The organism is Mesorhizobium sp. P2_B5, assembly GCF_056404775.1.
Map to the genome: position 1 here is coordinate 981,286 of NZ_JBFUDJ010000002.1, position 23,313 is coordinate 1,004,598.

At 63.5% G+C, this 23,313-nt stretch carries 26 protein-coding genes and 1 tRNA gene; 17 read left to right on the plus strand and 10 right to left on the minus strand.

Translation table 11 applies throughout. From position 1 onward, the window contains the following. Positions 1–32 precede the first annotated feature (32 nt). Positions 33–893, minus strand: a complete 861-nt coding sequence (locus AC1D1N_RS11115) for a MurR/RpiR family transcriptional regulator (RefSeq protein ID WP_477348527.1) — start codon at positions 891–893, stop codon at positions 33–35. 216 nt (positions 894–1,109) lie between these two features. Here AC1D1N_RS11115 and AC1D1N_RS11120 point away from each other — a divergent pair, with 216 nt between their 5' ends. The 6 genes from AC1D1N_RS11120 to AC1D1N_RS11145 all read left to right on the plus strand — a co-directional run bounded on the left by AC1D1N_RS11120 (position 1,110) and on the right by AC1D1N_RS11145 (position 6,381). Further along, on the plus strand, positions 1,110–1,286 hold the full coding sequence (locus AC1D1N_RS11120) for a hypothetical protein (RefSeq protein WP_477303437.1): 177 nt from the start codon (positions 1,110–1,112) through the stop codon (positions 1,284–1,286). Positions 1,287–1,375: 89 nt separating this feature from the next. Further along, positions 1,376–2,365, plus strand: a complete 990-nt coding sequence (locus tag AC1D1N_RS11125) for a SctD/MshK family protein (protein WP_477348529.1) — start codon at positions 1,376–1,378, stop codon at positions 2,363–2,365. A 101-nt stretch (positions 2,366–2,466) separates the two neighbouring features. Continuing rightward, entirely contained in the window at positions 2,467–2,796 is a 330-nt protein-coding gene (locus tag AC1D1N_RS11130; protein ID WP_477348531.1) for a hypothetical protein, read from the plus strand. A gap of 77 nt (positions 2,797–2,873) precedes the next feature. Continuing rightward, positions 2,874–3,125, plus strand: a complete 252-nt coding sequence (locus tag AC1D1N_RS11135) for a tetratricopeptide repeat protein (protein ID WP_477348533.1) — start codon at positions 2,874–2,876, stop codon at positions 3,123–3,125. Further along, a complete protein-coding gene (sctV, locus tag AC1D1N_RS11140; RefSeq protein WP_477348535.1) occupies positions 3,122–5,281 on the plus strand; it encodes a type III secretion system export apparatus subunit SctV in 2,160 nt (719 codons plus the stop codon). The genes AC1D1N_RS11135 and sctV overlap by 4 nt, the downstream gene beginning before the upstream one ends. A 59-nt stretch (positions 5,282–5,340) precedes the next feature. Continuing rightward, positions 5,341–6,381 carry an EscU/YscU/HrcU family type III secretion system export apparatus switch protein gene (locus tag AC1D1N_RS11145; protein WP_477348537.1) on the plus strand — a complete coding sequence of 347 codons (1,041 nt, stop codon included), beginning with the start codon at positions 5,341–5,343 and terminating at the stop codon, positions 6,379–6,381. A gap of 35 nt (positions 6,382–6,416) precedes the next feature. Here AC1D1N_RS11145 and AC1D1N_RS11150 read toward each other — a convergent pair whose 3' ends face one another. Together AC1D1N_RS11150 and AC1D1N_RS11155 are read right to left on the minus strand one after the other, a co-directional pair. Continuing rightward, positions 6,417–7,256 (minus strand): putative hydro-lyase, encoded by an 840-nt coding sequence (locus AC1D1N_RS11150; RefSeq protein WP_477348539.1) that lies wholly within the window; start codon positions 7,254–7,256, stop codon positions 6,417–6,419. 565 nt (positions 7,257–7,821) lie between these two features. Continuing rightward, positions 7,822–8,595, minus strand: coding sequence for a DeoR/GlpR family DNA-binding transcription regulator (locus AC1D1N_RS11155; protein ID WP_162712237.1), 774 nt, complete (start codon positions 8,593–8,595; stop codon positions 7,822–7,824). Positions 8,596–8,700: 105 nt separating this feature from the next. Between AC1D1N_RS11155 and AC1D1N_RS11160 the strand changes: the two genes are divergently transcribed. From AC1D1N_RS11160 to AC1D1N_RS11180, 5 genes are all read left to right on the plus strand, one after another. After that, positions 8,701–9,342 (plus strand): TIGR00725 family protein, encoded by a 642-nt coding sequence (locus AC1D1N_RS11160; protein WP_477348541.1) that lies wholly within the window; start codon positions 8,701–8,703, stop codon positions 9,340–9,342. An 80-nt stretch (positions 9,343–9,422) separates the two neighbouring features. Next, positions 9,423–10,202, plus strand: coding sequence for an ABC transporter permease subunit (locus AC1D1N_RS11165; protein ID WP_112563247.1), 780 nt, complete (start codon positions 9,423–9,425; stop codon positions 10,200–10,202). Further along, positions 10,202–11,245 (plus strand): ABC transporter ATP-binding protein, encoded by a 1,044-nt coding sequence (locus AC1D1N_RS11170; RefSeq protein WP_477348543.1) that lies wholly within the window; start codon positions 10,202–10,204, stop codon positions 11,243–11,245. The genes AC1D1N_RS11165 and AC1D1N_RS11170 overlap by 1 nt, the downstream gene beginning before the upstream one ends. 24 nt (positions 11,246–11,269) lie before the next feature. Then, positions 11,270–12,343: an extracellular solute-binding protein gene (locus AC1D1N_RS11175; RefSeq protein ID WP_477348545.1), complete on the plus strand. Its 1,074-nt coding sequence runs from the start codon at positions 11,270–11,272 to the stop codon at positions 12,341–12,343. Positions 12,344–12,406: 63 nt separating this feature from the next. Continuing rightward, entirely contained in the window at positions 12,407–13,237 is an 831-nt protein-coding gene (locus AC1D1N_RS11180; RefSeq protein WP_477348547.1) for an ABC transporter permease, read from the plus strand. Between the two features lie 89 nt (positions 13,238–13,326). Here AC1D1N_RS11180 and AC1D1N_RS11185 read toward each other — a convergent pair. After that, positions 13,327–13,402, minus strand: a tRNA-Ile gene (locus AC1D1N_RS11185). A gap of 134 nt (positions 13,403–13,536) precedes the next feature. Here AC1D1N_RS11185 and AC1D1N_RS11190 point away from each other — a divergent pair. Then, on the plus strand, positions 13,537–14,247 hold the full coding sequence (locus AC1D1N_RS11190; protein WP_477348549.1) for an SIMPL domain-containing protein: 711 nt from the start codon (positions 13,537–13,539) through the stop codon (positions 14,245–14,247). Positions 14,248–14,496: 249 nt separating this feature from the next. Here the strand turns inward: AC1D1N_RS11190 and AC1D1N_RS11195 are convergent, their stop codons facing one another. The 3 genes from AC1D1N_RS11195 to AC1D1N_RS11205 form a co-directional block, all read right to left on the minus strand. After that, complete coding sequence (locus AC1D1N_RS11195; protein WP_477348551.1) at positions 14,497–14,841, minus strand: hypothetical protein; 345 nt, start codon at positions 14,839–14,841, stop codon at positions 14,497–14,499. A gap of 299 nt (positions 14,842–15,140) precedes the next feature. Then, on the minus strand, positions 15,141–15,587 hold the full coding sequence (locus AC1D1N_RS11200) for a YcgN family cysteine cluster protein (protein ID WP_112563363.1): 447 nt from the start codon (positions 15,585–15,587) through the stop codon (positions 15,141–15,143). A 106-nt stretch (positions 15,588–15,693) separates the two neighbouring features. Beyond that, positions 15,694–16,704 carry a hypothetical protein gene (locus AC1D1N_RS11205; protein WP_477348553.1) on the minus strand — a complete coding sequence of 337 codons (1,011 nt, stop codon included), beginning with the start codon at positions 16,702–16,704 and terminating at the stop codon, positions 15,694–15,696. Here AC1D1N_RS11205 and AC1D1N_RS11210 point away from each other — a divergent pair. Next, a complete protein-coding gene (locus AC1D1N_RS11210) occupies positions 16,669–17,961 on the plus strand; it encodes an OmpA family protein (RefSeq protein ID WP_477348555.1) in 1,293 nt (430 codons plus the stop codon). The two genes, AC1D1N_RS11205 and AC1D1N_RS11210, sit on opposite strands and share 36 nt — an antisense overlap. Before the next feature lie 325 nt (positions 17,962–18,286). Continuing rightward, positions 18,287–18,802, plus strand: coding sequence for a TIGR00645 family protein (locus AC1D1N_RS11215; RefSeq protein ID WP_477348557.1), 516 nt, complete (start codon positions 18,287–18,289; stop codon positions 18,800–18,802). A 116-nt stretch (positions 18,803–18,918) separates the two neighbouring features. Here the strand turns inward: AC1D1N_RS11215 and AC1D1N_RS11220 are convergent, their stop codons facing one another. After that, positions 18,919–19,785 (minus strand): SDR family oxidoreductase, encoded by an 867-nt coding sequence (locus AC1D1N_RS11220; protein ID WP_477348559.1) that lies wholly within the window; start codon positions 19,783–19,785, stop codon positions 18,919–18,921. A gap of 177 nt (positions 19,786–19,962) precedes the next feature. Here AC1D1N_RS11220 and AC1D1N_RS11225 point away from each other — a divergent pair, with 177 nt between their 5' ends. Together AC1D1N_RS11225 and AC1D1N_RS11230 are read left to right on the plus strand one after the other, a co-directional pair. Beyond that, complete coding sequence (locus AC1D1N_RS11225) at positions 19,963–20,229, plus strand: type II toxin-antitoxin system VapB family antitoxin (RefSeq protein WP_352589640.1); 267 nt, start codon at positions 19,963–19,965, stop codon at positions 20,227–20,229. Further along, a complete protein-coding gene (locus AC1D1N_RS11230; protein WP_477348561.1) occupies positions 20,226–20,612 on the plus strand; it encodes a type II toxin-antitoxin system VapC family toxin in 387 nt (128 codons plus the stop codon). The genes AC1D1N_RS11225 and AC1D1N_RS11230 overlap by 4 nt, the downstream gene beginning before the upstream one ends. A gap of 6 nt (positions 20,613–20,618) precedes the next feature. Here the strand turns inward: AC1D1N_RS11230 and AC1D1N_RS11235 are convergent, their stop codons facing one another. Continuing rightward, on the minus strand, positions 20,619–21,254 hold the full coding sequence (locus AC1D1N_RS11235) for a helix-turn-helix transcriptional regulator (RefSeq protein WP_477348563.1): 636 nt from the start codon (positions 21,252–21,254) through the stop codon (positions 20,619–20,621). Between the two features lie 8 nt (positions 21,255–21,262). Continuing rightward, a complete protein-coding gene (locus tag AC1D1N_RS11240) occupies positions 21,263–22,135 on the minus strand; it encodes a S1C family serine protease (RefSeq protein WP_477348565.1) in 873 nt (290 codons plus the stop codon). 226 nt (positions 22,136–22,361) lie between these two features. Between AC1D1N_RS11240 and AC1D1N_RS11245 the strand changes: the two genes are divergently transcribed. Further along, positions 22,362–23,312, plus strand: coding sequence for a S1C family serine protease (locus tag AC1D1N_RS11245; RefSeq protein WP_112563267.1), 951 nt, complete (start codon positions 22,362–22,364; stop codon positions 23,310–23,312). The last annotated feature ends 1 nt before the right edge of the window (position 23,313 follow it).

Consider the following 23,313-nt stretch of genomic DNA (forward strand, 5'->3'; position numbering starts at 1 on the left):
GCCACCCGCTCCGGTCGCACCCCTTGAGGATGCTACCGCGCGGGCTTCCAATAAATGCCGAAAGCGGCGAGTTGCTCTTCCGACTGCCTTACCCGTTCCGCAGCATCCGGCTCGGAGCGCGCCGCCATCAGCGCCACCAGCAGTTCGACGGCCGCGAAAGCCGGCGCCATGCTGCAAAAGAACGACTGCGAATTCGATGTGACGATGATCGTCTCTTGCGCGATCCGCGCGAGCGGCGCGACGCTGCTGTCGGTGATCGCCACCACGCTGACGCCTTGCCGGGCCGACTGACGCGCCATCTCGATCGTCGCGCGCTCATAGGGCGCCATGCTGATGGCAAGCACCATGTCGCCGCGGCCGGCGCGCCGCAGAGCGTCCAAGCCCTGGCCGGCCATTTCGGTAACGACAGCCACAGTGCGGTCATCGTCGGCCAAGAGCGACATGAGGTGCGCGAAGTGGCTTGCGACGGGATAGGCTGCGCGCGAGCCGAGACTGAAAAGGCGTCGCGATCGTTGCAGGACGTCGGCGGCGGCAATGATCTGCATGGCGCTGGTATATTCGCCGAGGCTCGAAATCTGCGCGGCAAGACTATCGGCGACGACGCCGGCCACCGAATAGCCCGTTTCACCGGCTCCTCCGATCGCTTGCCGTGTCGTGCCTCGCGCGCTCGCCTCGCGCAACGCGCGAGCGTAGAGGCTGCGCATATCCTCGTAGCCTTCGAGGCCGAGCCATCGCGCCAGCCGCATCATCGTGCTGTGCGAAACGCCTGCCTGTTGCGCCTGTTCGCGCATCGACATCAGCGCCACATCCTTGGGATGATCCAGCACAAAACGCGCCGCTACCCGCAACTGCGGCGGCATCGTTTCAAAGCGCTCGACCAATAGTTCCGCCAACGGACCATTTTCCATTTCATCAAACCCCTTTGACCCCTATCGCAGCTTACGCCTCAGACGCCTGCAATGCAACACTTGGAACTAAATTGGTTCATAAATTCCAAATGGACTTCCAATTTCAGTTGGACTGCCGTAAGGTGATAGTCGCAAGAGGCCAGGCAGCATCGCGCGGTCGCCTGGCGTTTGTAATTCGAATGGTTCTTCAAGGAGACGATCATGACCACAACCCCTCCGATCACCTCTGGCGGCTCGCCGGAAGACAACCTCGAGAAGATGATCAAGCAGCAGGAACGCATGTTCAGCCTCGAGGTAAAGAAAGATACCGCGAAATCTGAACATGACATGAAAATGGGCCTGGCAAGCACGATGGGCCGGTCCGCCGAAAAAGTCTGACGGCTTACCGAATTCACGCCGCCGCGGACAAGCGGCGGCGTCTTCGCCGCTCGGCATCTTGAAAACCGTCATTGGGGAGACGAACCGGCATGACCGCCTTTTCAGCCGGCAAGCCAATGGAAGCGGCGCAGTTGCCACAGTTGAGCGCTGGGACTCCGCACGCCGGCCATCCGATCGTCCTGGCCGTCATTCACGGCGTGCACGGCGGCGCCGAAATCAGTCTGCACGAACCCGTTCACACAATCGGCTCCAGCACCGAAGCCGACATAGTCCTTGGCGATGCCGGCGTAGGGCCGATTCACGCAAGGCTGCGCCGGCAAGGCGGCATCGTCGAGATCGAAGCGATCGGCGGTGACGTGGTCCTCGCCTCGGGCGAGACGATCGAGGAAGGACATGGCAGCCGTTGCAGGCTTCCCGTCGTCATGACGCTCGGTGGCGCGACGGTCCGGCTGGCCAGCCAGCGACGGTCGACGGATTGGACCGCTGCCGGCCGCCTGACTATGGCCGCGGGCTGCATCGTCTTCGTCCTCTGCGCGATCACCTTCACGGCAAGCGGGCTGTCGAAATCCTTGCCCGGCCTCACCCACCTGGCGTCGGCGTCGGACGGCGAGCCTGTCAAAGTCGCCTTCGCCGACCAGGCCAGGCAACGGACGCTCGACGATTCCTCGCCGCTCATGGCGCAGACCCTTGCCGAGGCGGAAAGCCAGCTCAGGCAGCGCCTCGACCAAAGCGGCCTGGGCGCACTGACCATTGAGAAATCATCGGAGCGTCTCGTGGTCTCGGGCGTGATCGCCAATGACATGTCGGGCGCCTGGACCGAAACGCAGTCATGGTTCGACCAGAAATTCGGCACCCATGTCGCGCTTGCCTCCGCCGTCATGATCGGCAACGCCCAGCAGGCGCCGCGGCTGATGCTGCAGGCGATCTGGTATGGCGACCAGCCCTATGTCATCGCGGCCGACGGAGCCCGCTATCACGAAGGCGCCTTCACCGACGACGGCTGGACGGTAAAGCATATCGGCGACACGGAACTCGTGCTGACCAAGGGCGGCGCCACGGTCGCGCTGAAGTATCAATGAGCCGCCGGCTCGAAGGGCCACGGCTGGACACGGCGCGAGCGGACGGCCGCGACGTCCGCCAGGCCGAAAGCGTTCGCGGCCAATCGATCGGCCGGCGACGCATGAACGACGCCGAGAGAGCCGCAAGCCGCGCCCGGCAGGCAGCATCGGCCGGAGCCGCGGAAGACCCGCAAGTACCGGAATTCCAACCGGCCAGAAATGCAGCCGACCTGTCTCTCGACGAGATGCTCCTCGACTTCGTCATGCCCGTTGGCGCGGAGCCTGGAATCCTGCGGCGCTGCGAGCCGATTTTGCAGCGCTTCGTTGCGGACCTGGTTCCAGACCTTGAGGGCGGCGAGCAGCTCAGAACGCTTGCCGTGACGCTGATGGAAGAGGAGATCGAGCGCCATCGCAATCTGGTCGGTCGCATGCAGGAAGGAAGCGGAATCTGATTGAACCGCAAGAACCGGTGCATCTGCTGCATGTCCTGGGCTATCTCTACGGGTGTCATGGCCAGGCAAAGCGGAGCGTGGCCTACCTGCTCATCGCCGCGCAACTCGAGCCACGCAATGCCGGCGTGCTGAAGACGCTTGCCCATCTGCTGATCCTGGAGGGCGAAGCCGAAAAGGCGCTGGCGACGGTTGCCAGGCTGGAGACCATGGACGGGAATGACCATCCGGCTCTCGCTCTCTTGAAGAGCCGCGCCCTGCTCGCGGCCGGCCGCAAGACCGAAGCGCGCAGCGCGCTCCGCAGCTTCCTATCGCAAAGAGGTAGTCAATGACGCAGCGGCTCCTGCAACTCCTGGTCAAGCTGTCTCGTCGCAGCGACCTGGTCGTCGCCGTCCTCCTGCTTTTCGCGGTGGTGATGATGCTCATCCCGCTGCCAACATTCCTCGTCGACGTTCTCATCACCACCAACATCGCCATCAGCGTGCTTATCCTGCTGGCCGCGTTCTATGTTTCGCATCCGCTGCAGTTTTCCTCGCTGCCGTCGGTCATTCTGATCGCCACGTTGTTTCGGCTGGCCATCACCATCACGACGACACGGTTGATCCTGCTGCAGGCCGATGCCGGCGGCATCATCACCACCTTCGGCACCTTCGTAGTCGGCGGCAGCATCGCCGTCGGCCTGGTGATCTTCATGATCATCACAGTCGCGCAGTTCATCGTGGTTGCCCGCGGCGCCGAACGCGTCGCCGAGGTTGCCGCCCGCTTCTCGCTGGACGCGCTGCCGGGCAAGCAGATGAGCATCGATGCCGAGTTGCGCAACGGCGATATCGACCAGGTCGAAGCGCGCCGCCTGCGCCAGCAGCTCGAACGCGAGAGCCAGCTTTTCGGCGCCATGGACGGCGCGATGAAATTCGTCAAAGGCGACGTCATTGCCGGGATCGTGATCATCCTGGTCAATCTCATCGGCGGTTTCAGCGTCGGTACGCTGCAGCACGGCATGTCGCTCGGAGAGGCGGCCACGACCTATGCGCTGCTCACCGTGGGTGACGGGCTGGTCGCGCAGATACCTGCGCTGCTCGTTGCCGTGGCGGCCGGAACCATGGTGACCCGCGTCGGCAGCGCGGATGGAAAAGGCGATCTCGGCGCACAGATTACCAGTCAGCTCCTGCGCGATCCCCGAGCCATCGCACTGGCCGCCATCATCATGGTCGGCCTGGCCCTGGTGCCGGGCTTTCCAGCCCTGGTGTTCCTGGCAATCGGCGCCTGTCTTGGGGCGGGTGCCTATCTGATAAACCGCGCAATGCGGCGCCCCGACGAGGACGAGGACGCGGGCCAGGACGCGGCTGGGGCTGCCGGCGACGGCAAAGCCGCGCTGGCAGCGCCTCAGACCCTGGCGCTGCCTGCGTCCTATCGCATTGTCGTGCGTCTCGGACGCGGACTGGCGCAGGCTATACCGGAGACCGAATTCAGCACGCTCGCCGAAGGCGTGCGCGGCGAATTGTTCGGCGACCTCGGGGTCAACGTTCCAGCCATCGGCATGGAGGTCGACGAGACCGCTTCGCCGCGCAGCATCCGTATCGACCTGGAAGGCGCACCGGTCCTCGACGAGGAAATCCCTGCCGCGCGCGTCCTCGTCGAAGCCGATGCCACGCATCTCGAACTGCTTGACGTGACATTCGAAAAGGCGTCGCCGGTTGCCGGCGGGCGCAAATCCGTATGGGTCGACGAGCGCCATGTTCACGTCTTGAAGGAGGCAGGGTTCAGCTTCGCGACACCGGCCGAAGTGGCGGCAAGATGGGCGAGCAACGCGCTTCGTCTTTATGCCGGTCATTTCGTCGGTATCCAGGAGACACGCAAGCTTCTGTCCGACATGGAAGCCGAGTACGCGGATCTGATCAAACAGGCACAGGAAATCGTTCCGCTGCAAAAGATCGCGGAGGTTTTGCGCCGGCTCGTCGGCGAAAACGTGCCGATCCGCAATCTGCGCCTGATCCTCGAAGCCATCGTCGAATGGGGCCAGCGCGAGCAGGACGTCGTGCTTTTGACGGAAGGGGTGCGCACGGCACTGAAACGCCAGATCAGCTTTCGTTGCGCGGATCGCAACAACATCATTGCAGCCTATGTGCTGCAGCGATCGGCCGAGGAAATCCTGCGAAAAGCCGTGCAGACCATGTCGAGCGGCACATTCCTGAACCTGTCCGACGACGATGCGCAGGCTTTGGTCGGGGAGATCGAACAGGTGCTGGCGCACAATACCGCCAATGCCGCGCCCGTGGTGCTCGCAGCGATGGATGTGCGGCGCCATATGCGCAGCCTGCTGGTGCACAATGGGATCGAACTTCCGGTCCTGTCCTTTCAGGAACTGGCGCAGGAATTCAACGTCCAGCCGCTGGCCACGATCACCGGCCGTTCCGGCAAGGCCGCGCGGGGTGGCGCGCAATCGCTGCCGCCGGCACAGGCAGAGGCCGAGCGAGAGGCCGCTTCGTGAGGAAGTTTGGCGGACGGGATATTTTCGGGGAGCGGGAGACGCACGGTTAAGATCGAAAGATGAGCCAGGAAGCGGAAGAAAAAACACTGCCGGCTTCCGACAAGAAGCTGCGCGATGCTCGCCGCAAAGGACAGGTGTCGCATAGCCGGGATTTTGTCTCGGGCTTTACCTTCCTTGCAGTGCTGGCCTATCTCTACGTCGCATGGCCAATGCTTCTGGACCACGTTCTACAGCTGATTCAGACCGTGACTACACCCGGGGACGCATTCGCTGACATCAGCATGCGAGCCGTGCGACACACCTTTTCGGTGCTGATGATCGCCACCTTGCCACTGGTTGGGATCGTTGTCGTGCTCGCCATCGTGTTCGGCATGCTGTCGACGTTCGGCCCGGTCTTTTCCTTCGAACCGCTGAAGCCGCAATTCGACAACATAAACCCTGCAAAGGGTCTTCAGAAAATCCTGTCGCTGCGCAATGTCATCGAATTCGCCAAGAGCCTGATCAAGGTGGTTCTGTTGGCCGGCGTGTTCGCAATTGTCCTGGCTTCGTCGCTGCAGCCGTTGTTCGACGCGCCTGGCTGTGGCCAGACATGCCTTGGGCCGACCGTCCTGGCGGTACTGGTGCCGCTGGGCTCCGCCGCGGCACTCGCCTTGGTCGCCATCGGCGTGATCGATGTTCCCCTGCAGCGCTGGCTGTTTCTTCGCGACACGCGCATGACGGTGAGCGAGTACAAGCGTGAAAACAAGGACCTCGAAGGCAATCCCCTGATCCGCCAGGAACAGCGGCGGCAACGACGTCAGGCCGTGACGAGGCCGATAAGGCTCGGCGTGAAAAACGCGGTGATCGTGTTCGTTTCCGCCGACCGTGCCGTGGCATTGCGTTACATCAAGGACGAGACGCCGGTGCCAGCGGTCGTCGCCAAAGGCCAGGGCCGCGTGGCTGGCGAACTGGCAGCCCAGGCGCGTGAGGCAGGCATCGTCGTGGCCGAGGATGCGGCGCTCGCCGAAGCCTTGTTCGAGGGGGCGCCGATGGGGTCCTATATCAAGCAGGAGATGTTCGCGCCGGTCGTTCGCCATCTCTCCCGCAACGGCCTCACCTGAAGCGCGCCGCGCTGGAGCGTTCGGACGATCATGCTTCAATAGACTTTGAAGGGGCCGACATCCGCGCGGCTGTCGACATCGGTGATGAGCATGTAGCCGGGCGCGTTGGTGATGAAGATTTCCGGGCGCGCGCGCTGCAGGGCATTCTGTGCGGTGAGGCCCGACGCCCAGAACACAGGAACTTCATCTTCCCGAAGCCCAACCGCGTCGCCCCATTCCGGGGCCTCGATGTCATCGATGCCGATGACGTCCGGAGCGCCGATGTGGATTGGCGCGCCATGGGCCTGAGGATAGCGAACCGAAATCGCCCTCACCTTGTCGATATCGATACGGCGGATCGGGCGCATGGAAACAGCTATGTTTCCGCTGAAGGGTCCCACACGGACTGTCCTGATGGCGCTGCGATAGACCGGCACCTTCATCCCCATCCTCACATGGCGCAGCTCGACGCCGCTTGCGATCAGCCTGTTCTCGAACGTGAAGGAACTGCCCAGGGCAAATGTGGAAAAATCTCCCCGCCACTCTTTGGTTATGTCCGTCTTCCGGCTCACCAATTCGCCAAACCGGTAGACATCGTACTGCGGCGCGTCGGTGCGCAGATCGATGCCGCCGAGCGCTCTTATGTGGGGCGACCCAACACTGCCCACCGCGACCAGGGGGCATGCCTTTGGGTTTCTGGCGCAGAACTGCTGAAATTCGTGGGCATATCTGTTTGGGATCACCACGATATTTGCCTGAAGTTTGCCTGCCGACAGACCAGGGGTCCGTCCTACGAATTGCCCCAACCTGATGGAAATGCGCAGCCTTGCCGCGCTCATTTTGCGAACGTCTTCGTCCTTCTTCCATGTGAGTAGCCGGAGAGTCGCGGCGCTCACGGCAACACCATGCGAAGAGCCATCCCGGCTATTGGCGGAGTGGGGCGCTTTCCTGGTCCGCTTTCCCTACGGAATGATCGAATGGATCGCTGCCTAAAGTCGGCGCAAAATGGCCCCAGACCGCAATCTTCGTACGGCCTGGTCGTGCCGTATCGTTTCAGGCATCCGACCGGCCGGCAGGATGCGTGGCAATGTCGCTGCCTCATCATCGAATTTACAGCGACCGACATCCTTCTCCCTCGTAGCGCAGGATGGACTTTATGACCTGAGTGGTCTGTGCGCGATGCCGCATGGTTTGATCCCGATACCGCCGACTGTTGCAGCGGCTTCCAGCGGCCCGATTGCCTGGCACCTCCGGCGTCACGGCAAGTCTCGACCACATCGTGAGAGGACCTGAACTGCAGGCTGCTGGCGCACGCGCCCCTGGTCGCCGCCGGGAGAATTACTGTCGTTCTCATCGTGATGGACCTAGAGAGAAAGGATCCGGTCAGCCCGTATCGCCGCTTGCCCGGATCGTGTTCAACAATGCCTGTTGCGTTGCTTGCCGGTACCAAACATGGGGTCGCTAAGGACCGCCAGCTTTCTCGACCCGGTAGCCGAATGTCGCGACGAAGCGTTTGCGGTCAGCCGGGATGATTGCATCCGTGACGATCGTGAACCCGGCGCCGGGAGGGGCGACACGCACCAGTGCGCGACGGGCGAATTTCGAGGAATCGCCAACCGCGAGCACATGCGCCGACCGTGCGATCGCCTGCTGCTTGACCGCCACTTTCTCAAGATCGAAATCCATCAGCGCGCCATCCTCGTCGAAGCCGGAATAGCCGAGCACCGCGTAGTCGAAACGGAAGCGACCTATCATGGCCAGCGTCGTCTCGCCGGCCAGCGAACCGTCGGCGCCGCGCACCGCGCCACCGAACACGAAGAGATCGATACCGGGGCGGCCGGTCAAAATCGCCGCAGCCGGCAGGCTCGCCGTGAAGACGCGCAGCCGCCGCTTCCCACACAAGGCCCGCGCGACGGCTTCGACAGTGGTGCCGACATCCAGAAAGACGATACTGTCCTCAGGAATCAGCTCCGCCGCCCGCTCAGCGATGCGCAGCTTGGCATCGGCGGCAACCGTTCGCTTTTCGGAGTAACCCAAACGCACGGACGCCTCGCACACCCCGACGCCGCCGTGAAAGCGCTGCAACAGGCCTTCGGCATCGAGCTTGATGATATCGCGACGCACGCTCTGGGCCGAAACGCTGAAATCGCGGGCCAGCGTGTCGATGGTGGCAAAACCGTGCTGGCTGACGATCTCGACGATGCGCGCCTGCCTCTCGGTAATCTTGTCGTTCAAGCTGGCTTCCATGGGTTCGACCTTGTCGCGGCAGCTTCGAAATGTGTAAGATATCTTCCATGTACTATCGCAGCATGATAAGCCTGCGGCAAGAGGAGAATAATGGTGAGCGAAGAGTTTTTGTGGTCGGCGTCCGAGAAAGCCCTGTTCGGGCCGGACGGCCGGTTCGACGCCTGGGCCATGATATGGCGCCTTGGCGACACGCCTGCGGACGCAGTTGCCGTCAGCGCGGTCGAGGCACTGCGCAGGCTGGCCGCCAATGGCGGCATCCGCCGCGTACCGGTCGGCATAATCGGACCGAAAATCGCCACGGACGACGAATTGGCAATGGCCGAACATATAGGCGGCGAGTTGGCGCGGCTCGGCCTGCAACTGTTATGCGGCGGCAAGAATGGCGTGATGGAAGCCGCCTGCAAGGGTTGCAGCGAGGCCGGCGGGATGGCGATCGGCCTGCTGCCCGACGAGGAATGGACCGCGGCCAACGACTATGTCGCCATTCCCATTGCCACCGGCATCGGCCCAGCCCGCAACGCCATCATCGCCCGCGGCTGCCAGATCCTGATCGCCATAGGCGGCGGCCACGGCACGCTATCGGAAATGGCGCTTGGCCTGCATTTCAACCGCCCGGTTCTGGCGCTCGGCAACACGCCTCCGGTCGACGGCGCCACCCTGTGCCAGGATGCCGGCGAGGCCCTCGCCCGCTTGGCCGGATACATTCTGCGAGGCCAGGGGCCAAGCTTGTCATAAATCTATCACCCTCTGTGGATAAATGATGTGATGAACGAAAACTTACACATACAGCCATTCAAATCGGAGGGACGCGGTTCGTGCTGCCAGTAACCGTTTTCTATCTGATTTTTCTGGCGGCGCCGATCCTGCTGTTGCTCATGGGTTCGTTTGGCGAGACGTGGAGCAACACGCTTCTGCCGCAAGGTTTTACCGGACGCTGGTATGCCGAGGTCGCGGCGGACCCGAGTTTCCGCCGCGCCTTCACTACCAGTCTTCAGGTCGTGGCGGCCACATGCGTCCTCAACGTCATCGTCGGCCTGCCGCTGGCCTACGCCATCCATTCGGCAGCCCATCGCGGCCTGCGCTTCGCCGCGCGGCTTGCCGCGCTGATGCCGGTGGCCGCGCCCGAACTGGTGCTGGCCTTTGGCTTCATCCTGGTCTTTTCGTCGGACAGCCTGCCGTGGCTCGGCAGTTTCTGGCTGCTCGTCGCCGCGCATCTCGTACTGACGCTTCCCTACAGCGTCACCACGCTGCTTGCCGATATGGAACAGCTGCGCCTTGCCGACTACGAAGGCGTGGCAGCTTCCCTTGGCGCGGGCTTTGCCCAACGCGCCCGCGACATCGTCGTGCCGCTTCTTGGCGCGAGCCTAACCTCCTCCCTGCTGACGGTGGCGGCGCTATCGATCGGCGAATTCCAGATTTCCAATCTGATCTCCGGCTTTCTCTCGCGCACCTATCCGGTGGTGCTGCTGCAAGCGTTCTACGGCGCGACGGGATTTGCCTGCGCGGCAACTGTGGTGCTCCTCGCGCTGGCCACCATGGCGGCGCTGGCGAGCTCGCTGGCGGCACGCACGACAGCGGGCGGGAGGACGGCCTGATGCTGGATCTCGACCAGGTCTCGTTCCAGTATCCGCGCGCGAACGCCGGCGTCAGCGATGTGTCGCTGAAAGTCGGACCGGGCGAGCTGGTCGCCGTCATAGGCGCTTCCGGATCGGGCAAGACCACCCTGCTCAACCTGCTTGCCGGCTTCCTGACCCCGGCCCAGGGACGCGTGATCATCGACGGCAAGGATGTCTCGGCTATGCCGCCGGAGCGGCGCGATCTCGGCATCGTGTTCCAGTCCTACGGCCTCTTCCCGCATATGCGCGCCTGGGAGAACGTCGCCTATCCACTCAAGGTGCGGGGCATGACGCCGACTGAGAGGCGCAGGCGTGCGCTGGAGGCCATGGAGCGCGTCGGCATGAGCAACCGCGCCGACAATGCACCGCGCGAACTTTCAGGCGGCCAGCAGCAGCGCGTGGCGCTTGCCCGCGCGCTGGTGTTCCAGCCGCGCGGCCTGCTGCTGGACGAACCGCTTTCAGCCCTCGACGCCAATCTGCGCGTCGAGATGCGCGACGAGATCCTGCGCGTGCAGCGCGCGGCCGGCATCGCCGCGCTGCTGGTCACGCATGACCAGCAAGAGGCGCTGTCGATCGCCGATCGCGTCGCCGTCATGCGCGACGGCAGGCTGGTGCAGGTGGCGCCGCCGCGCGAACTCTACGACAGCCCGGCCGATGAGGCGGTGGCGCGTTTCGTCGGCGAAGCCAACCTTTGGCGCTCGACGATTGCGGCCGCGGGCCGCATCGAAACGCCGGTGGGCGTTCTCGCCTGCGACACGGCCGGCCATGCCCCTGGCGCGACCGTCATTGCGCTCGTGCGGCCCGAAAGCGTGGTTCCGCTCGACGCGGATGCCCTGAGACACGTCAACGCACTTGCCGGCAACATCGTCGCCGACCGTTTCCTCGGCTCCACGCGCCGCATCGATCTTGCCGTCGGCAACGGCACGGTGCGGCTGGAAACCCGCATGCGCGAAGACATAAGCGGCGTCGCGATCCCGCCGGACGCGATCCGGCTGCTGCCGCCCAGCCAGCAAACCAGTTAGTCAAGCGACAGAGAGGAAATCGCAATGAACACGCATATCGGCCTCGGAGCCGCCCTTCTGGCGGTCTCGCTGCTAAGCACGCCTGCCTTCGCCTTCGATGGGCCGGAACTCTACCAGGGGGAGCAGGCCCTTTACGACGCGGCCCTTCAGGAGGGCATGGTCGTCTCCTTCGACACCGGTCCGACCTGGGCCAACTGGGCTGCCGAATTCAAGGCCTTCAAGACCCGCTATCCGGGCGTCGAAATGGTCTACAACGATCTTGGCTCGGCCGCGACGGTCGTGACGCTCGACAAGTCAAAGAACCGCCCCCAGGCCGATTCCGCCTACTACTTCGCCGCGTCCGCGCTCGACGCCGCGTCCAAGGGCCTGGCGGCCGATTTCAAACCGGTAAATTTCGACAAGCTGCCGGAAGCATTCCGCCATGAAAACGGCCAGTGGTTCACGGTCCATACGCTCAACGTTTCGTTCCTCGTCAACACCAGGCTGGTCAAGAACGTGCCGCAAGGCTGGGCCGATCTCTTGAAGCCCGAATACAAGAATTCCATCGTCTATCAGGATCCGCGTTCGACGGGGCAAGGCCAGGTGATTGCCTTCGCCGCGGCCTTCGGCAATGGCGGCAGCATGGACGACGTTCAGCCTGGCATCGACTATCTCGGCAAGCTGACCGCGGCCGGCAACGTCCTGCGCACTGTCGGCACGACGCCTTACGCCCAGTTTCTGAAAGGCGAGATCCCGATCTGGATCGGCTACGAGAATGACGGCCTGAAGGCAAAGTACACGGACGGCATGGGCGACGACATTGCCGTGGTCATGCCGAAGGAAGCCTCCGCGGCGGCACCCTACGCCATCTCGCTGGTCAAGAACGGGCCGAACCCGAATGCCGGCAAGCTCTGGCTCAACTTCATCATGACCGAGACGGGACAAGGCATCTTCGCCGAAGGTTTCGTGCGTCCGTCGGTGCCTGGCGTCAAACTGCCCGAGAGCGTGGCCGGCAAGTTGCCGGACGCCCCGCAACTGAAGCCGATCGATATCGTCAAGGCGACCGCCAGAAAGAGCGAGATCGATGCCGGCTGGGCGAAAGCGGTGCTTGGTCAGTAATCATTGCCGCATGGCGGTCCGCGAGGACGAACCTCGCGGACCGAAGCACAGCAAGGAACAAAAATGTCCGCAAGAACGCCCGGCGCCGTCACTGCGTCATTCGCCGTGCCAGGAACGGTGGTATTCGGCCTTTTCTTTCTTTTGCCGCTTGCCGCCATTCTGACCGAAGCCATGAGCGACGGCGGTTCCGCTTTCGCCCGCGTCTGGGACGATCCGACGTTCTGGACCGGCTTGCGCGGATCCATCCTGCTTGGCGTTGCCGCCCCGCTCTTTTCGCTTCTCGTTGGCGTGCCGGTGGCCATCACGCTGGCGCGCCTGTCGCCGCGCATGCGCACCTCGCTTTTGATCGCCATCTCGCTGCCCTTGACCTTCTCCGGCCTGATTGTCGCCTATGGCTTCATCCTGCTTTTGGGACGCGCCGGCTTCGTCACGCTGCTTCTGGCAAAGCTCGGCTTCGACCCGGCGGCGGTCGGCGGCTTCATCTTCTCCACCCTCGGGCTCGGCCTCGCCTATTCTTACTATCTGGTGCCGCGCGTCGTTCTCATCGTGCTGCCGGCCGTACGCAATTTCGACACCGTTCAACTGCGCGCGGCGCGCTCTCTGGGGGCCAGACCGCTGCGGGTTCTGGCGGATGTTCTGATACCGCAGATCATGCCTTCGCTGATCGCCGCTTTCTGCCTCACTTCGGCGGTTTCGGTCGGCGCCTATGGTACCGCGCTCGCCCTGGTCGGCACGCAAGTGAACATACTGCCGCTGCTGCTTTACAGCAAGATCTCCGAGACCGGCACGGACCTGCCGTCGGCAGCCGTCATCTCGATCGTCCTGATGGCGATCTGCGCCTGCGCCATCGCCATCGGCGAGATCGTCTTCAGCCGCTCCAGGACGCGCGGCTGACCACGGCTTCGCTGTCGACAGCGTCATCGGCGTCTGCAGCCCGCCGGATTGCGGGCTGGCTCAATTGGGAACAATAAAATCAAAGGTTATGGTGGGCCCGGAGGGACTCGAACCCCCAACCAAGCGGTTATGAGCCGCCGGCTCTAACCATTGAGCTACAGGCCCCACGCGCGCTGGATTAGTGTTTTTCCTTACGCGGCACAAGGCTTTCCGGACAGGCTGGCCGAGATCGCCCAAATCAGCCCATATTCGCATCCTAGTCGACAGGCGCGACTGGATCGCAGACCGAGGAGATTTTCATGACCAGACATCTTTTGCCGCTCGCACTTGCCGCGGCGATCGCTTTTCCGGCTATTGCCACCGCTGCCGATTCGCTGCCCCCGCCCCGCATCATCGTGTCGGGTGAAGGCCAGTCGACTGTAGCGCCGGATCTGGCGCTGCTGACGCTCAGCGTCATGCGCGAGGCCAAGACGGCACGCGCGGCACTCGACGCCAACAATGACGCCATGGCCGCCGTGATCGCCGCAATGAAATCGGCAGGGATCAAGGACCGCGACCTGCAGACCGCCGGCATCCAGATCAACCCACGTTACAACTACACCAACAAGCCCGACGGCAGCCAGGAAGCCGAGCTTGTCGCCTACCAAGTGACCAACACGCTCTCCGTGCGCATCCGCGACATCGACAAGACCGGCGAGATTCTCGACAAGGCGGTGTCGCTCGGCGTCAACCAGGGCGGCGGCATCTCGTTCTCCAACGAGGATCCGAAGGCTGCCGTCACAGAGGCCCGCAAGAAGGCGGTCGCCGACGCCTTGGGCAAGGCCAAGACGCTGGCCGAGGCTGCCGGCGTCAGCATCGGACGGGTGCTGGAAATTACCGACCAGAACATCGCGCCGGCGCCGATGCCGATCAATGCCAAGGCCTTCGATGCGGCAGGCGCCGCGGTTCCGGTACAGGCCGGCGAGAATGCCTATGCCGTGCAGGTCACCGTCACCTTTGAGCTCAAGTAGGCTTATCCAAATCGGCAAAGGCCCGCGGCAGCATGCTGCGGGCCGAACTGGCCGGTATTTTAATTGGCACCAAATAAAAAACCCCGGAGGACATGGTCCTTCGGGGTTTTCTTCGAGCCGCACCCTTCCGCGCTATGGGAAAGGGGCTCCTGGCCGACCCTCGCAGAGGATCATGCCGCTATCACAGGCTGATCCTCGCAGAGGATCATGCCTCCAGACTGATCTTCATCAGCAGATCAGTCTCCTGCCTTAGCGATAAATAACCGGGCAGCCGCGCTCATTGGCGAACACGACCACCACGCGATCACCATACTGGCGGCCGGCGACCTTCACGACGCGGCGATTGACGTCGATGAGGCGGACGCGGTGCAGGCCCATGCGCTCGGCCTTGTCGAGGGCGCGCTCCGGCGAACAGCGGCGCCAATGGCGCTCGCGGCGAAAGCCGTCATCGTCGTCGCCGGTATAGACGCCGACGCGGCGGTCGTGGTTGTTGCCGAAGCCGAGATAGATCGAGTCCGCATGAGCGGGCACGGCGGCAAGCGTGCCGAGGGCTACGAGACCCGAAAGGGCTGCCGTTTTGAACGTGTTGAACATTGTCTTCTCCTTGTTGAGGGCTGGCGCCCGTCTTCGTCGAACCGATGGGGGGAGAATGCTCCTTGCAGTCTGAACTCTTTGCGAACCGGCCGTTCATTTTCGGTTAATCTGCCGGACAGGTCGAAAGCAACCGCCCCTTCCACCGCTGCAAACGACTTGGAGTGTCAAAAACGTCCGGTCATCCCAAAACGGGCGGCGGCTACATCCGTTCCAGACGCTTGAGCATGATGCCGAAAAGTGTGAAGCGGTTTTCTCGGACAACAGTGTTTGTCCAGACATCATGCTCTATCACTTTGAATCTAGGGCTCGTCGTCGAGCATATAGTCGAAATAGTCGTCCGGCTCGGCAAGATCGGTCTCGCTGGCGCGGACGCGGCCGCGCATGGAAATGCCGGCCTCATGCACGGTCTCGGCACTTCCCGACACCAGCCTGTGCCACCAGTAGAGATCGTGTCCCTCGGCAACCAGCCGGTAGGCGCAGGTTTTCGGCAGCCAACTGATGGTGCGCACATTCTGCGGAGTCAGCCCGACGCAGTCCGGCACGCGCGCCAGCCGGTTGGCATAGTCCGAACAGCGGCAGGTTTGCCCGTCGAACAGACGGCAGCCGACTGATGTCCAGTAGATCTCGCCGGTATCTTCGTCCTCGAGTTTCGACAGGCAGCATTTGCCGCAGCCGTCGCAGAGCGATTCCCACTCGGCCGGCGTCATCGCTTCCAGCGTCTTGGTTTTCCAGAACGGGGTTTCCATCATGGGCTGAGATGTGGCCCTCGCTGGCGGTGAGGTCAAGCTGTACCGCCGCCGCAAATGCCGCCCGCACCATACGAAGAACATGAAGTTGCCTTCAAAAGGCCGGTCAATCGTCCTTCGTTGTCGGTAATGTCCACGAACCGGAACCAATCCGGCTGATGAAAGTTTGGGCAGGGATGGGACCCCACAAGGAGAATTCGTGATGAAACGCCAACCACGGGTACTGGCAGGCACGGCACTTGGCTTGCTGATGGCATCCGCGCCGTTGGGCGCCTCCCCGCTGCAGGGCAACGCCGTTTTCGGCCCCTTGCAGCACACGGCCGCGCCATTGATCCTGGTCCAGGACGACCCTGCTGCAGATGGTCAGCAGACCGACCAGGAACTGCCGCGCAAAAAGAAACGCCAGCAGGCCGAACAGGCACCGGCCGCCGCCGAGCAGGCCGCGCCAGCCGTCGAGGAACAACAGCCGCGCAAGAAGAAGCGCAATCAACAGCAGCAGACGGAGCAGGCTCCTGCTGACCAGGTCGCTCCGGCTGAAGAGCAGCAGCCGCGCAGGAAGAAGCGCAATCAACAGCAGCAGACGGAGCAGGCCCCTGCCGAGCAGGCTGCTCCCGCCGTGGAAGAACAGCAGCCCAGGCCGCGCAAGAAGAAGCGTGACCAGCAGCAGCAGATCGAGGCAGCGCCGGCGGAACAGGCAGCGCCTGCTGCCGAGCAGCCGGCCCCCGCAGTTGATGAACAGCAGCCCAAGCCGCGCAAGAAGAAGCGCGACCAGCAGCAGCAGATCGAAGCGGCGCCGGCTGAACAGCCGGCCCAGCAGCCTGCAGAGCAGGCAGCGCCCACAGAACAGGTAGCGCCGGCGAACGACAACAATGCGCGCAAGAAAAAGCGCAAGCAGGACCAGCAGATCGAGGCCGCACCTGCCGAACAGGCGCCAGCCACCAAGGTTGCACCTGCCGGAGAACCCGTGCCGCAGGCGGAGCCGGTCCAGCCCCCGGCCGATCAGCAAGCCGCTCCCGCCGAGGGCGAACAGCCAAAGGACCAGGCCAGGAAGCATGGCAAGAAACCTGTCGGCGAACAGCCGGTGACAGGCGAACAGCAACCTGCGGCCGGTGAACAACAGCCCGCGACCGGTGAACAACCCGCCAATGCCGAGCAGCCGGCGCAGGGCGAAAAACCGGCCCAGGGCGAAGCCGTGGCCAATCCCGACGAAGCACCCATTCTGGACAGCCAGAAGGATGCCAGGCGCAAGCACCGCAAGGACCAGGGCGGCCAGAACGCCGACGGCCAGAATGGTCAGAATGCAGGCGGCCAGACGGGCGAGCAGCCCGCGCAGGGCAGCACAGAGGCGCAGAACCCGAAGCCGGCTCCGGTCGACCAGGGACCGCCGCCCACCGACGACAAGTCGGCCCAACAAGCAATCCAGCTTGAAAAGATCGCGCCGGTGACGGAGGAAAAGGGCACGCGCGTAGAGCGTGCACCCGATGAGAACGTTCGCGACCGCCGGCGTCCGAAAGGCGTCGACGTCGTCAGGGAACTCGGCGACCGCGTCATCCTGCAGTTCAACAACCAGACATTCGTCCAGAGCAATGACGCCCCGCGCATGACCCGCGGCGCCAGGAACGTCTACTATGAGGATCTGTCGGGCGATCGCACCCGGGAAATCGTCGAGCGTGACAACGGTGTCCAGATCGTCACCATCCGCAACCGCTATGGCGACGTCATCCAGCGTTCGCGCATTGCGCCGGATGGACGCGAATATGTGCTGAGCTATGTCGACGAGCGGCACTATGAGGATGACAGCGACTGGCGCGATCCCGGCGACGACCTGCCGCCGATGCGGCTCGACATCTCGCGTCGGGACTACATTCTGGATTCGGAGGATGTGGAGGATCCGGACGACTACTACACCTTCCTCGAACAGCCGCCGGTGGAGAGGGTCCAGCGCCTCTATTCGATCGACGAGGTCAAGCGCTCGGCGCGTGTGCGTGACATCGCGCGGCGCGTCGACCTCGACACGCTGAACTTCGAATTTGGCTCGGCCTCGATCTCCGACACCGAAGTGCAGAAACTGGAAGGCGTCGCCAGCGCCATGGAGAAGCTGTTGAAGAAGAACCCGGCCGAAACCTTCCTCATCGAAGGCCACACCGACGCGGTCGGAACGCCGGAGGCGAACCTTGCTCTGTCCGACCGCCGCGCCGAGTCGGTCGCCGAAGCGTTGACCAATGCCTTCGGCATCCCGCCGGAGAACCTGACCACGCAGGGCTATGGCGAGGAGTATTTGAAGGTGAACACGACGGCGCCCAATCGCGAGAACCGCCGCGTCGCCATCCGCCGCATCACCTCGCTGGTGGCGCCGGTGGCGAGCAACAATTGATCTGGTTTTCCAACAGCTTGAGTGGCTTTCTGGAATAGATCGGCAAAAAAAGGACCCATCCCGGTAGACCGGGATGGGTGGATGTACGAACCGCAAGCTCAGTCAACAAGAATTGTACAAGCATTAGAGCCGGCTCATTGAATCGCGAGGCCGCTCACCCCAGATTCACGACTGGGCGTTCCCTGCCCCGTCCCGACTCCAGCGGGATGCATTGAGCCCCGCCGGCCCTCCCGGCGGGGTTTTTTGCACTACAATTAGCCTTGCAAACCGGGGCGGGCTGGCCGAAATACCCATTCGACCTCAGAAAGCTGACCGGAACCGCTGCATGAAACGTCTCGAACTTGCCATCGAATCGATCATTCTCGCTTCGCGCTGGCTGCTGGTCGTTTTCTACATCGGGCTGGCCCTGGCATTGGCCGTCTACGCACTATCCTTCGGCAAGAAGCTCTATGAGTTTATCACCCTGGCCTTTACGCTCGGCGACACCGACACCATCCTGAAAATGCTCGGCCTCATCGATGCGGCACTTGTCGCCTCGCTGGTGGTGATGGTCATTATCTCCGGCTACGAGAATTTCGTCAGCCGCTTCGACGAGAATGACGGCGAGGTCCATTGGCTCGGCACGATCGATGTCGGCTCGCTGAAGGTCAAGGTTGCCTCGACCATCGTCGCCATTTCCTCGATCCACCTGTTGCAGGTGTTCCTCAACTCTGCCTCCTACACGACCGACCAGCTGATGTGGCTGACCATCATCCACCTCGCCTTCGTCGTCTCGGCGTTCATGCTCGCCTATATCGACCGGCTGATGGGCCTGGCCAAAGGCAAGAAGAGCGAAGAGTGAAGCGATCGCCTCCTCGCCGTCACCATACGGGGAGTTGAGGAGTGGGCCGCGCAGCGGACGAAGAGCCAATTGCTTGGCTTTTCGAAAAGACGAACGCCTACGGCAGATGATGTCAGCTAGTAGATGCTTTTGACGTTCGTCGGCGAATTGGCGAACACGTCGTCCGGCACGAAGAAGTCGCCGGCCAGCGATCCTGTCGCACCGGGCGAATAGATCGAAAAGTCCGTCACACCCTCGGCGCGCAGCACCTCTTCGTCGATGTAGAAATTGCCTGACGTCTCGCGCGATGGCCGCAGGAAGATGGCATGCGCGGCATCGGCCATGATATCGGGCAAACGGCTCATCGCCGCCACCGCCGCGCCGCCGAGCAGATTGCGCACCGCCGCGGTGTCGATGGTCGAGATCGGCCACAGCGAATTGACCGCGATGCCGTCCTTGGCAAACTCGGCGCTCATGCCCAGCGTGCACATCGACATGCCGAACTTGGCCATCGTGTAGGCGACGTGGTTCTTGAACCACTTGGCCTTCATATCGAGCGGCGGCGCCAGATTCAGAATGTGAGGATTGCTTGCCAACTTCAGGTGCGGAATGCACATTTTCGAGACCAGGAAAGTGCCGCGCGTGTTGATCTGGTGCATCAGATCGTAACGCTTCATGTCGGTTTCCAGCGTCCCGGTGAGCTGGATGGCGCTGGCATTGTTGACGCAGATGTCGATGCCGCCGAATTTTTCCACGGTTCTAGCGACTGCCTCGGCAACCTGCGCCTCCTCGCGGATGTCGCACAAAACCGGTAGCGCCTTGCCGCCGGCCTGCCCGATTTCTTCGGCAGCCGTGTAGATCGTGCCTGGCAGCTTCGGATGCGGCTCGGCGGTCTTGGCCGCGATCGTCACATTGGCGCCATCGCGCGCCGCCCTGAGCGCAATCGCCAGCCCAATGCCGCGCGACCCGCCGGAGATGAACAGCGTCTTTCCCTTCAGCGACATTTTTCCTCCAGTGGCTTTGGTTCTTTGCGCGATCCTTGCCCGCGCAGTTGCGGGATACAAGGGCCTGCGGCGGGAAGCGATGGGTGACGCTGCGGAGGGTGACATCGATCTGCGCCCGAAGCTGTAGGATTTGTCAGGCGCTTGGTATATATTCTATGCAAAAAGGTGGAATATAGAATGGCGCTGTCCATCAAGAACATGGAAGTCGAGCAACTGGCGCGCGAACTCGCCCGCCGCCGGCGCGTGACCGTGACAGAGGCTATCCGTCAGAGCCTCGAGCGCGAGGTCGCGCGCGAGCGGCTGGTGCCACGCGACGAAGCCAGCGACCTGTTTCAGCGGTTGATGGCGATTGCGGACAGTGCTGGAAACGTCCCGGAACGTGAAAACGCACTGACCGACGACGAAATCCTTGGTTACGATGAGTTCGGAATCCCGACAAAATGATCATCGATTCCTCGGTTCTGGTCGCCATTCTGAGCCTTGAGCCGGGCTACGACCGTTTCGTGCTGGCGATCACTCAGGCCAAGAGACGGCTGCTGGCAGCGCCAACTTTGCTTGAAACGACGATGGTGCTCGCTGGCCGCCGGGAAGAAGTCTTGGATCGCCTCGACCAGTTCCTGCGTACCGCCTCGATCGAAACCGTCCCATTCACCGCCGACCACGCTGCCGTCGCCCGCCAGACCTTCCTGCGCTATGGCAAGGGCCGGCATCCGGCGGCGCTGAATTTCGGCGACTGCATCGCCTACGCCACGGCACGGCTCGAAGCCATGCCGTTGTTGTTCAAGGGCGATGATTTCCGGCTGACCGATATCGAAGCGGCAGTTTGAGCAACATCAGACCAGCACTAGGCCCTGCCGCATGGCAATCGCGATCGCATCGGTGCGGTTCGCCGCGCCGAGCTTGATCAGGATCGCGGCGACGTGGAACTTTGCCGTGTGCACCGAGATGTTCAGCCGTCGCGCGATCACCTTGTTGGGCGCGCCCTCGGCAAGCAGTGCCAGCACTTCGGCCTCGCGCGGTGATAGTGCCGGTCGGGGGGCATGTTCATCGGAGAGGTCTTCCTCGAAAGGCCCGCCATCGCCAGCATGAAAATCCCCATGGCGCCCGCCACCGCCGTCGCCCGAGACGCGATAGCCAGCCGCCGCCAGCCGCACCGCCGCGGCGATCAGCAGATCGTCCGCGCCGGCAGGCATGACCGCCATCACCTCGCCGGCAGGCCGTTCGCTGCCCGCACGCCCAGACAGCAGCACCCGCGGCGTGGCGGCCGGCACGGCATCAGCGCCGCTGCCGTCGATGATGGCGACGTCGGCCGCACCGCTGCCGGCCGCGACCGGCAACAGATCGTCGCTCGCGGCAAGCGCAGCAGCCAAGCGCTCAGCGCGAACAACGTCGCCAAGCGCGATCAGCACCACTAGCCGCCGCGAGGCGGGGCCGTCGGACATGATCCGATCGTTGGCGAGCGTGTCCATCAACCCTCTCAGCTCAGCGGCTTCTCGCCGATGGTCACAGCGACATCGCGCTGTTCGCCGCCGCGCACCACGCCAAGCCTCACTGCGGCACCTGCGCTATCGGGCCCAAGCTTGCGGATCAGCTCGCGCGGTCCATGTACGGCCTCGCCGTTCCACGCCACGATGATGTCACCGAGAGCAAGACCGGCGGCCTTGGCCGGGCCATTGTCGTCGAGGCTCATCACCATCGCGCCCCGCGCCGCACCATCGCGGATCGGGTGCAGGCCGGCGCCGAGATAGCCACGCGCGACATGGCCCTTTTCACGCAGTGTCGCTACGGCCCGCTCGATCGTCTCGTAAGGCATGACCAGGGCGCGGCCACGCGGCCCGAACAGGAGCATGCCAATCAGCGCGCCCTTGGCGTCAAGCACCGGCCCGCCCTCGAAACGGCCGCCGGCATTGACGGCAAGATTGATGCGCCGGTCGATGGTGCCGCCGCGCATCGAGCGCCAGGCCGGACCGACCTCACCGACCGAGCCCGACACGGCCAGAGCCGAGCCCTGGCTGCTGCCGATGGCGATGGCGACGTTGCCCGGCCGCACCGCATCCGCCTTGGCCAGCGCAGGCGCCGTGGCAGCACCTGCCGGCTTCAGAAGCGCGACGCCGGTCGAGGGGTCGCGGCCGACCAGTTCGGCCTTGACCGTCTCGCCCGATGCCAATGCCAATTCGATCTCCTCGCCGGCCTCGACGGCTTCCTCGGCGGTGACGAAATAGCCGTCACGCCAATGGAAGGCGCTGGCGGTGCGATGGTGATGGGTGGTGAAACTTGCCGTCACGGGTGCCGCCGCAGCCGCGACGTCGGCGATGGCCGCGGAAAAGGCGCTGAGATTGAAGTCGCTCATTTTGGTCTCCTGGGTTTCTTGCATGCCCCAGATATCGCTCGGCAGCCGGCCCGCAGATACTCGCCTGACGGCTAGTTCAAGGTTTCACTGGCCATCTGGTCAGGTCGCGGCGCTTCCCGCCGCTTCGCACATATAGTGCGTGTCGCCCAAAAGTGCTCAGCGGTTTTGGGATGACGACACGCACAGGAAAAAATCACGAACAAGCCTGAAAACACGGAGCCCACCAATGGCCGTCGCCGCCGCCAAATTCCAACCGGACGACACACTGCTCGACGCCTATTCGACGACGGTGGCAGACGCGGTCGATCGCATCGGCCCCGCCGTCTGCCGCATCGAGCGCATTGGCGGCCAGGGCGGCCACGGCTCCGGCTTCGTCATCGCACAGGACGGCTTGGTCGTCACCAATTTCCATGTGGTCGGCGACGCCAGGACGGTGCGAGTCTCGATGCCGGACGGCGCCTCCAGCGAAGGCCGCGTGCTTGGCCGCGACCCCGACACCGACATCGCGCTGGTGCGCGCTGACGGCAGCTTTGCCGACGTGGCGCCGCTGGGCGATTCCAAGCGGCTGCGGCGCGGCCAGATCGCCATCGCCATCGGCAATCCGCTCGGCTTCGAATGGACCGTCACCTCCGGCGTCGTCTCGGCGCTTGGCCGGTCGATGCGCGCCTCGACCGGGCGGCTGATCGATGACGTCATCCAGACCGATGCGGCGCTCAATCCTGGCAATTCCGGCGGGCCGCTGGTCTCGTCGGCCGGCGAGGTCATCGGCGTCAACACCGCCATGATCCATGGCGCGCAAGGCATCGCCTTCGCGGTTGCCTCCAACACCGCGAACTTCGTCATTTCGGAGATCATCCGCTTCGGCCGGGTGCGGCGCGCCTTCATCGGCATCTCCGCCGACACCACCAATTTGCCGCGCCGCGCAGCGCTTCTGTCACAGGTGTCGACCAACACCGCGGTACGGCTGCGCAGCGTCGAGAAGAACGGCCCGGCGGCAAAGGCCGGCCTGAAGGAGGGCGACATCATCGCCGCAATAGACGGCCGCCCAGTCACCGGCGTCGACGACCTCGTGCGCATGCTCGATGCCGAACGCATCGGCCGCGAGACGCTGTGCACCGTGGTGCGCCGCACCGGCGTCAGCCAGGTCACGGTGACGCCGGTGGCAAGGGCGAGCTGAA

Excerpts from the sequence above, each read along its gene's own strand:
- AC1D1N_RS11120 (WP_477303437.1), top strand. The coding sequence starts at position 1,110 with ATGACCACAACCCCTCCGATCACCTCTGGCGGCTCGCCGGAAGACAAC.
- AC1D1N_RS11125 (WP_477348529.1), top strand. The coding sequence starts at position 1,376 with ATGACCGCCTTTTCAGCCGGCAAGCCAATGGAAGCGGCGCAGTTGCCA.
- AC1D1N_RS11130 (WP_477348531.1), top strand. The coding sequence starts at position 2,467 with ATGAACGACGCCGAGAGAGCCGCAAGCCGCGCCCGGCAGGCAGCATCG.
- sctV (WP_477348535.1), top strand. The coding sequence starts at position 3,122 with ATGACGCAGCGGCTCCTGCAACTCCTGGTCAAGCTGTCTCGTCGCAGC.
- AC1D1N_RS11145 (WP_477348537.1), top strand. The coding sequence starts at position 5,341 with ATGAGCCAGGAAGCGGAAGAAAAAACACTGCCGGCTTCCGACAAGAAG.
- AC1D1N_RS11170 (WP_477348543.1), top strand. The coding sequence starts at position 10,202 with ATGCTGGATCTCGACCAGGTCTCGTTCCAGTATCCGCGCGCGAACGCC.
- AC1D1N_RS11175 (WP_477348545.1), top strand. The coding sequence starts at position 11,270 with ATGAACACGCATATCGGCCTCGGAGCCGCCCTTCTGGCGGTCTCGCTG.
- AC1D1N_RS11180 (WP_477348547.1), top strand. The coding sequence starts at position 12,407 with ATGTCCGCAAGAACGCCCGGCGCCGTCACTGCGTCATTCGCCGTGCCA.
- AC1D1N_RS11190 (WP_477348549.1), top strand. The coding sequence starts at position 13,537 with ATGACCAGACATCTTTTGCCGCTCGCACTTGCCGCGGCGATCGCTTTT.
- AC1D1N_RS11195 (WP_477348551.1), bottom strand. The coding sequence starts at position 14,841 with ATGTTCAACACGTTCAAAACGGCAGCCCTTTCGGGTCTCGTAGCCCTC.
- AC1D1N_RS11200 (WP_112563363.1), bottom strand. The coding sequence starts at position 15,587 with ATGGAAACCCCGTTCTGGAAAACCAAGACGCTGGAAGCGATGACGCCG.
- AC1D1N_RS11215 (WP_477348557.1), top strand. The coding sequence starts at position 18,287 with ATGAAACGTCTCGAACTTGCCATCGAATCGATCATTCTCGCTTCGCGC.
- AC1D1N_RS11220 (WP_477348559.1), bottom strand. The coding sequence starts at position 19,785 with ATGTCGCTGAAGGGAAAGACGCTGTTCATCTCCGGCGGGTCGCGCGGC.
- AC1D1N_RS11225 (WP_352589640.1), top strand. The coding sequence starts at position 19,963 with ATGGCGCTGTCCATCAAGAACATGGAAGTCGAGCAACTGGCGCGCGAA.
- AC1D1N_RS11230 (WP_477348561.1), top strand. The coding sequence starts at position 20,226 with ATGATCATCGATTCCTCGGTTCTGGTCGCCATTCTGAGCCTTGAGCCG.
- AC1D1N_RS11235 (WP_477348563.1), bottom strand. The coding sequence starts at position 21,254 with ATGGACACGCTCGCCAACGATCGGATCATGTCCGACGGCCCCGCCTCG.
- AC1D1N_RS11240 (WP_477348565.1), bottom strand. The coding sequence starts at position 22,135 with ATGAGCGACTTCAATCTCAGCGCCTTTTCCGCGGCCATCGCCGACGTC.
- AC1D1N_RS11245 (WP_112563267.1), top strand. The coding sequence starts at position 22,362 with ATGGCCGTCGCCGCCGCCAAATTCCAACCGGACGACACACTGCTCGAC.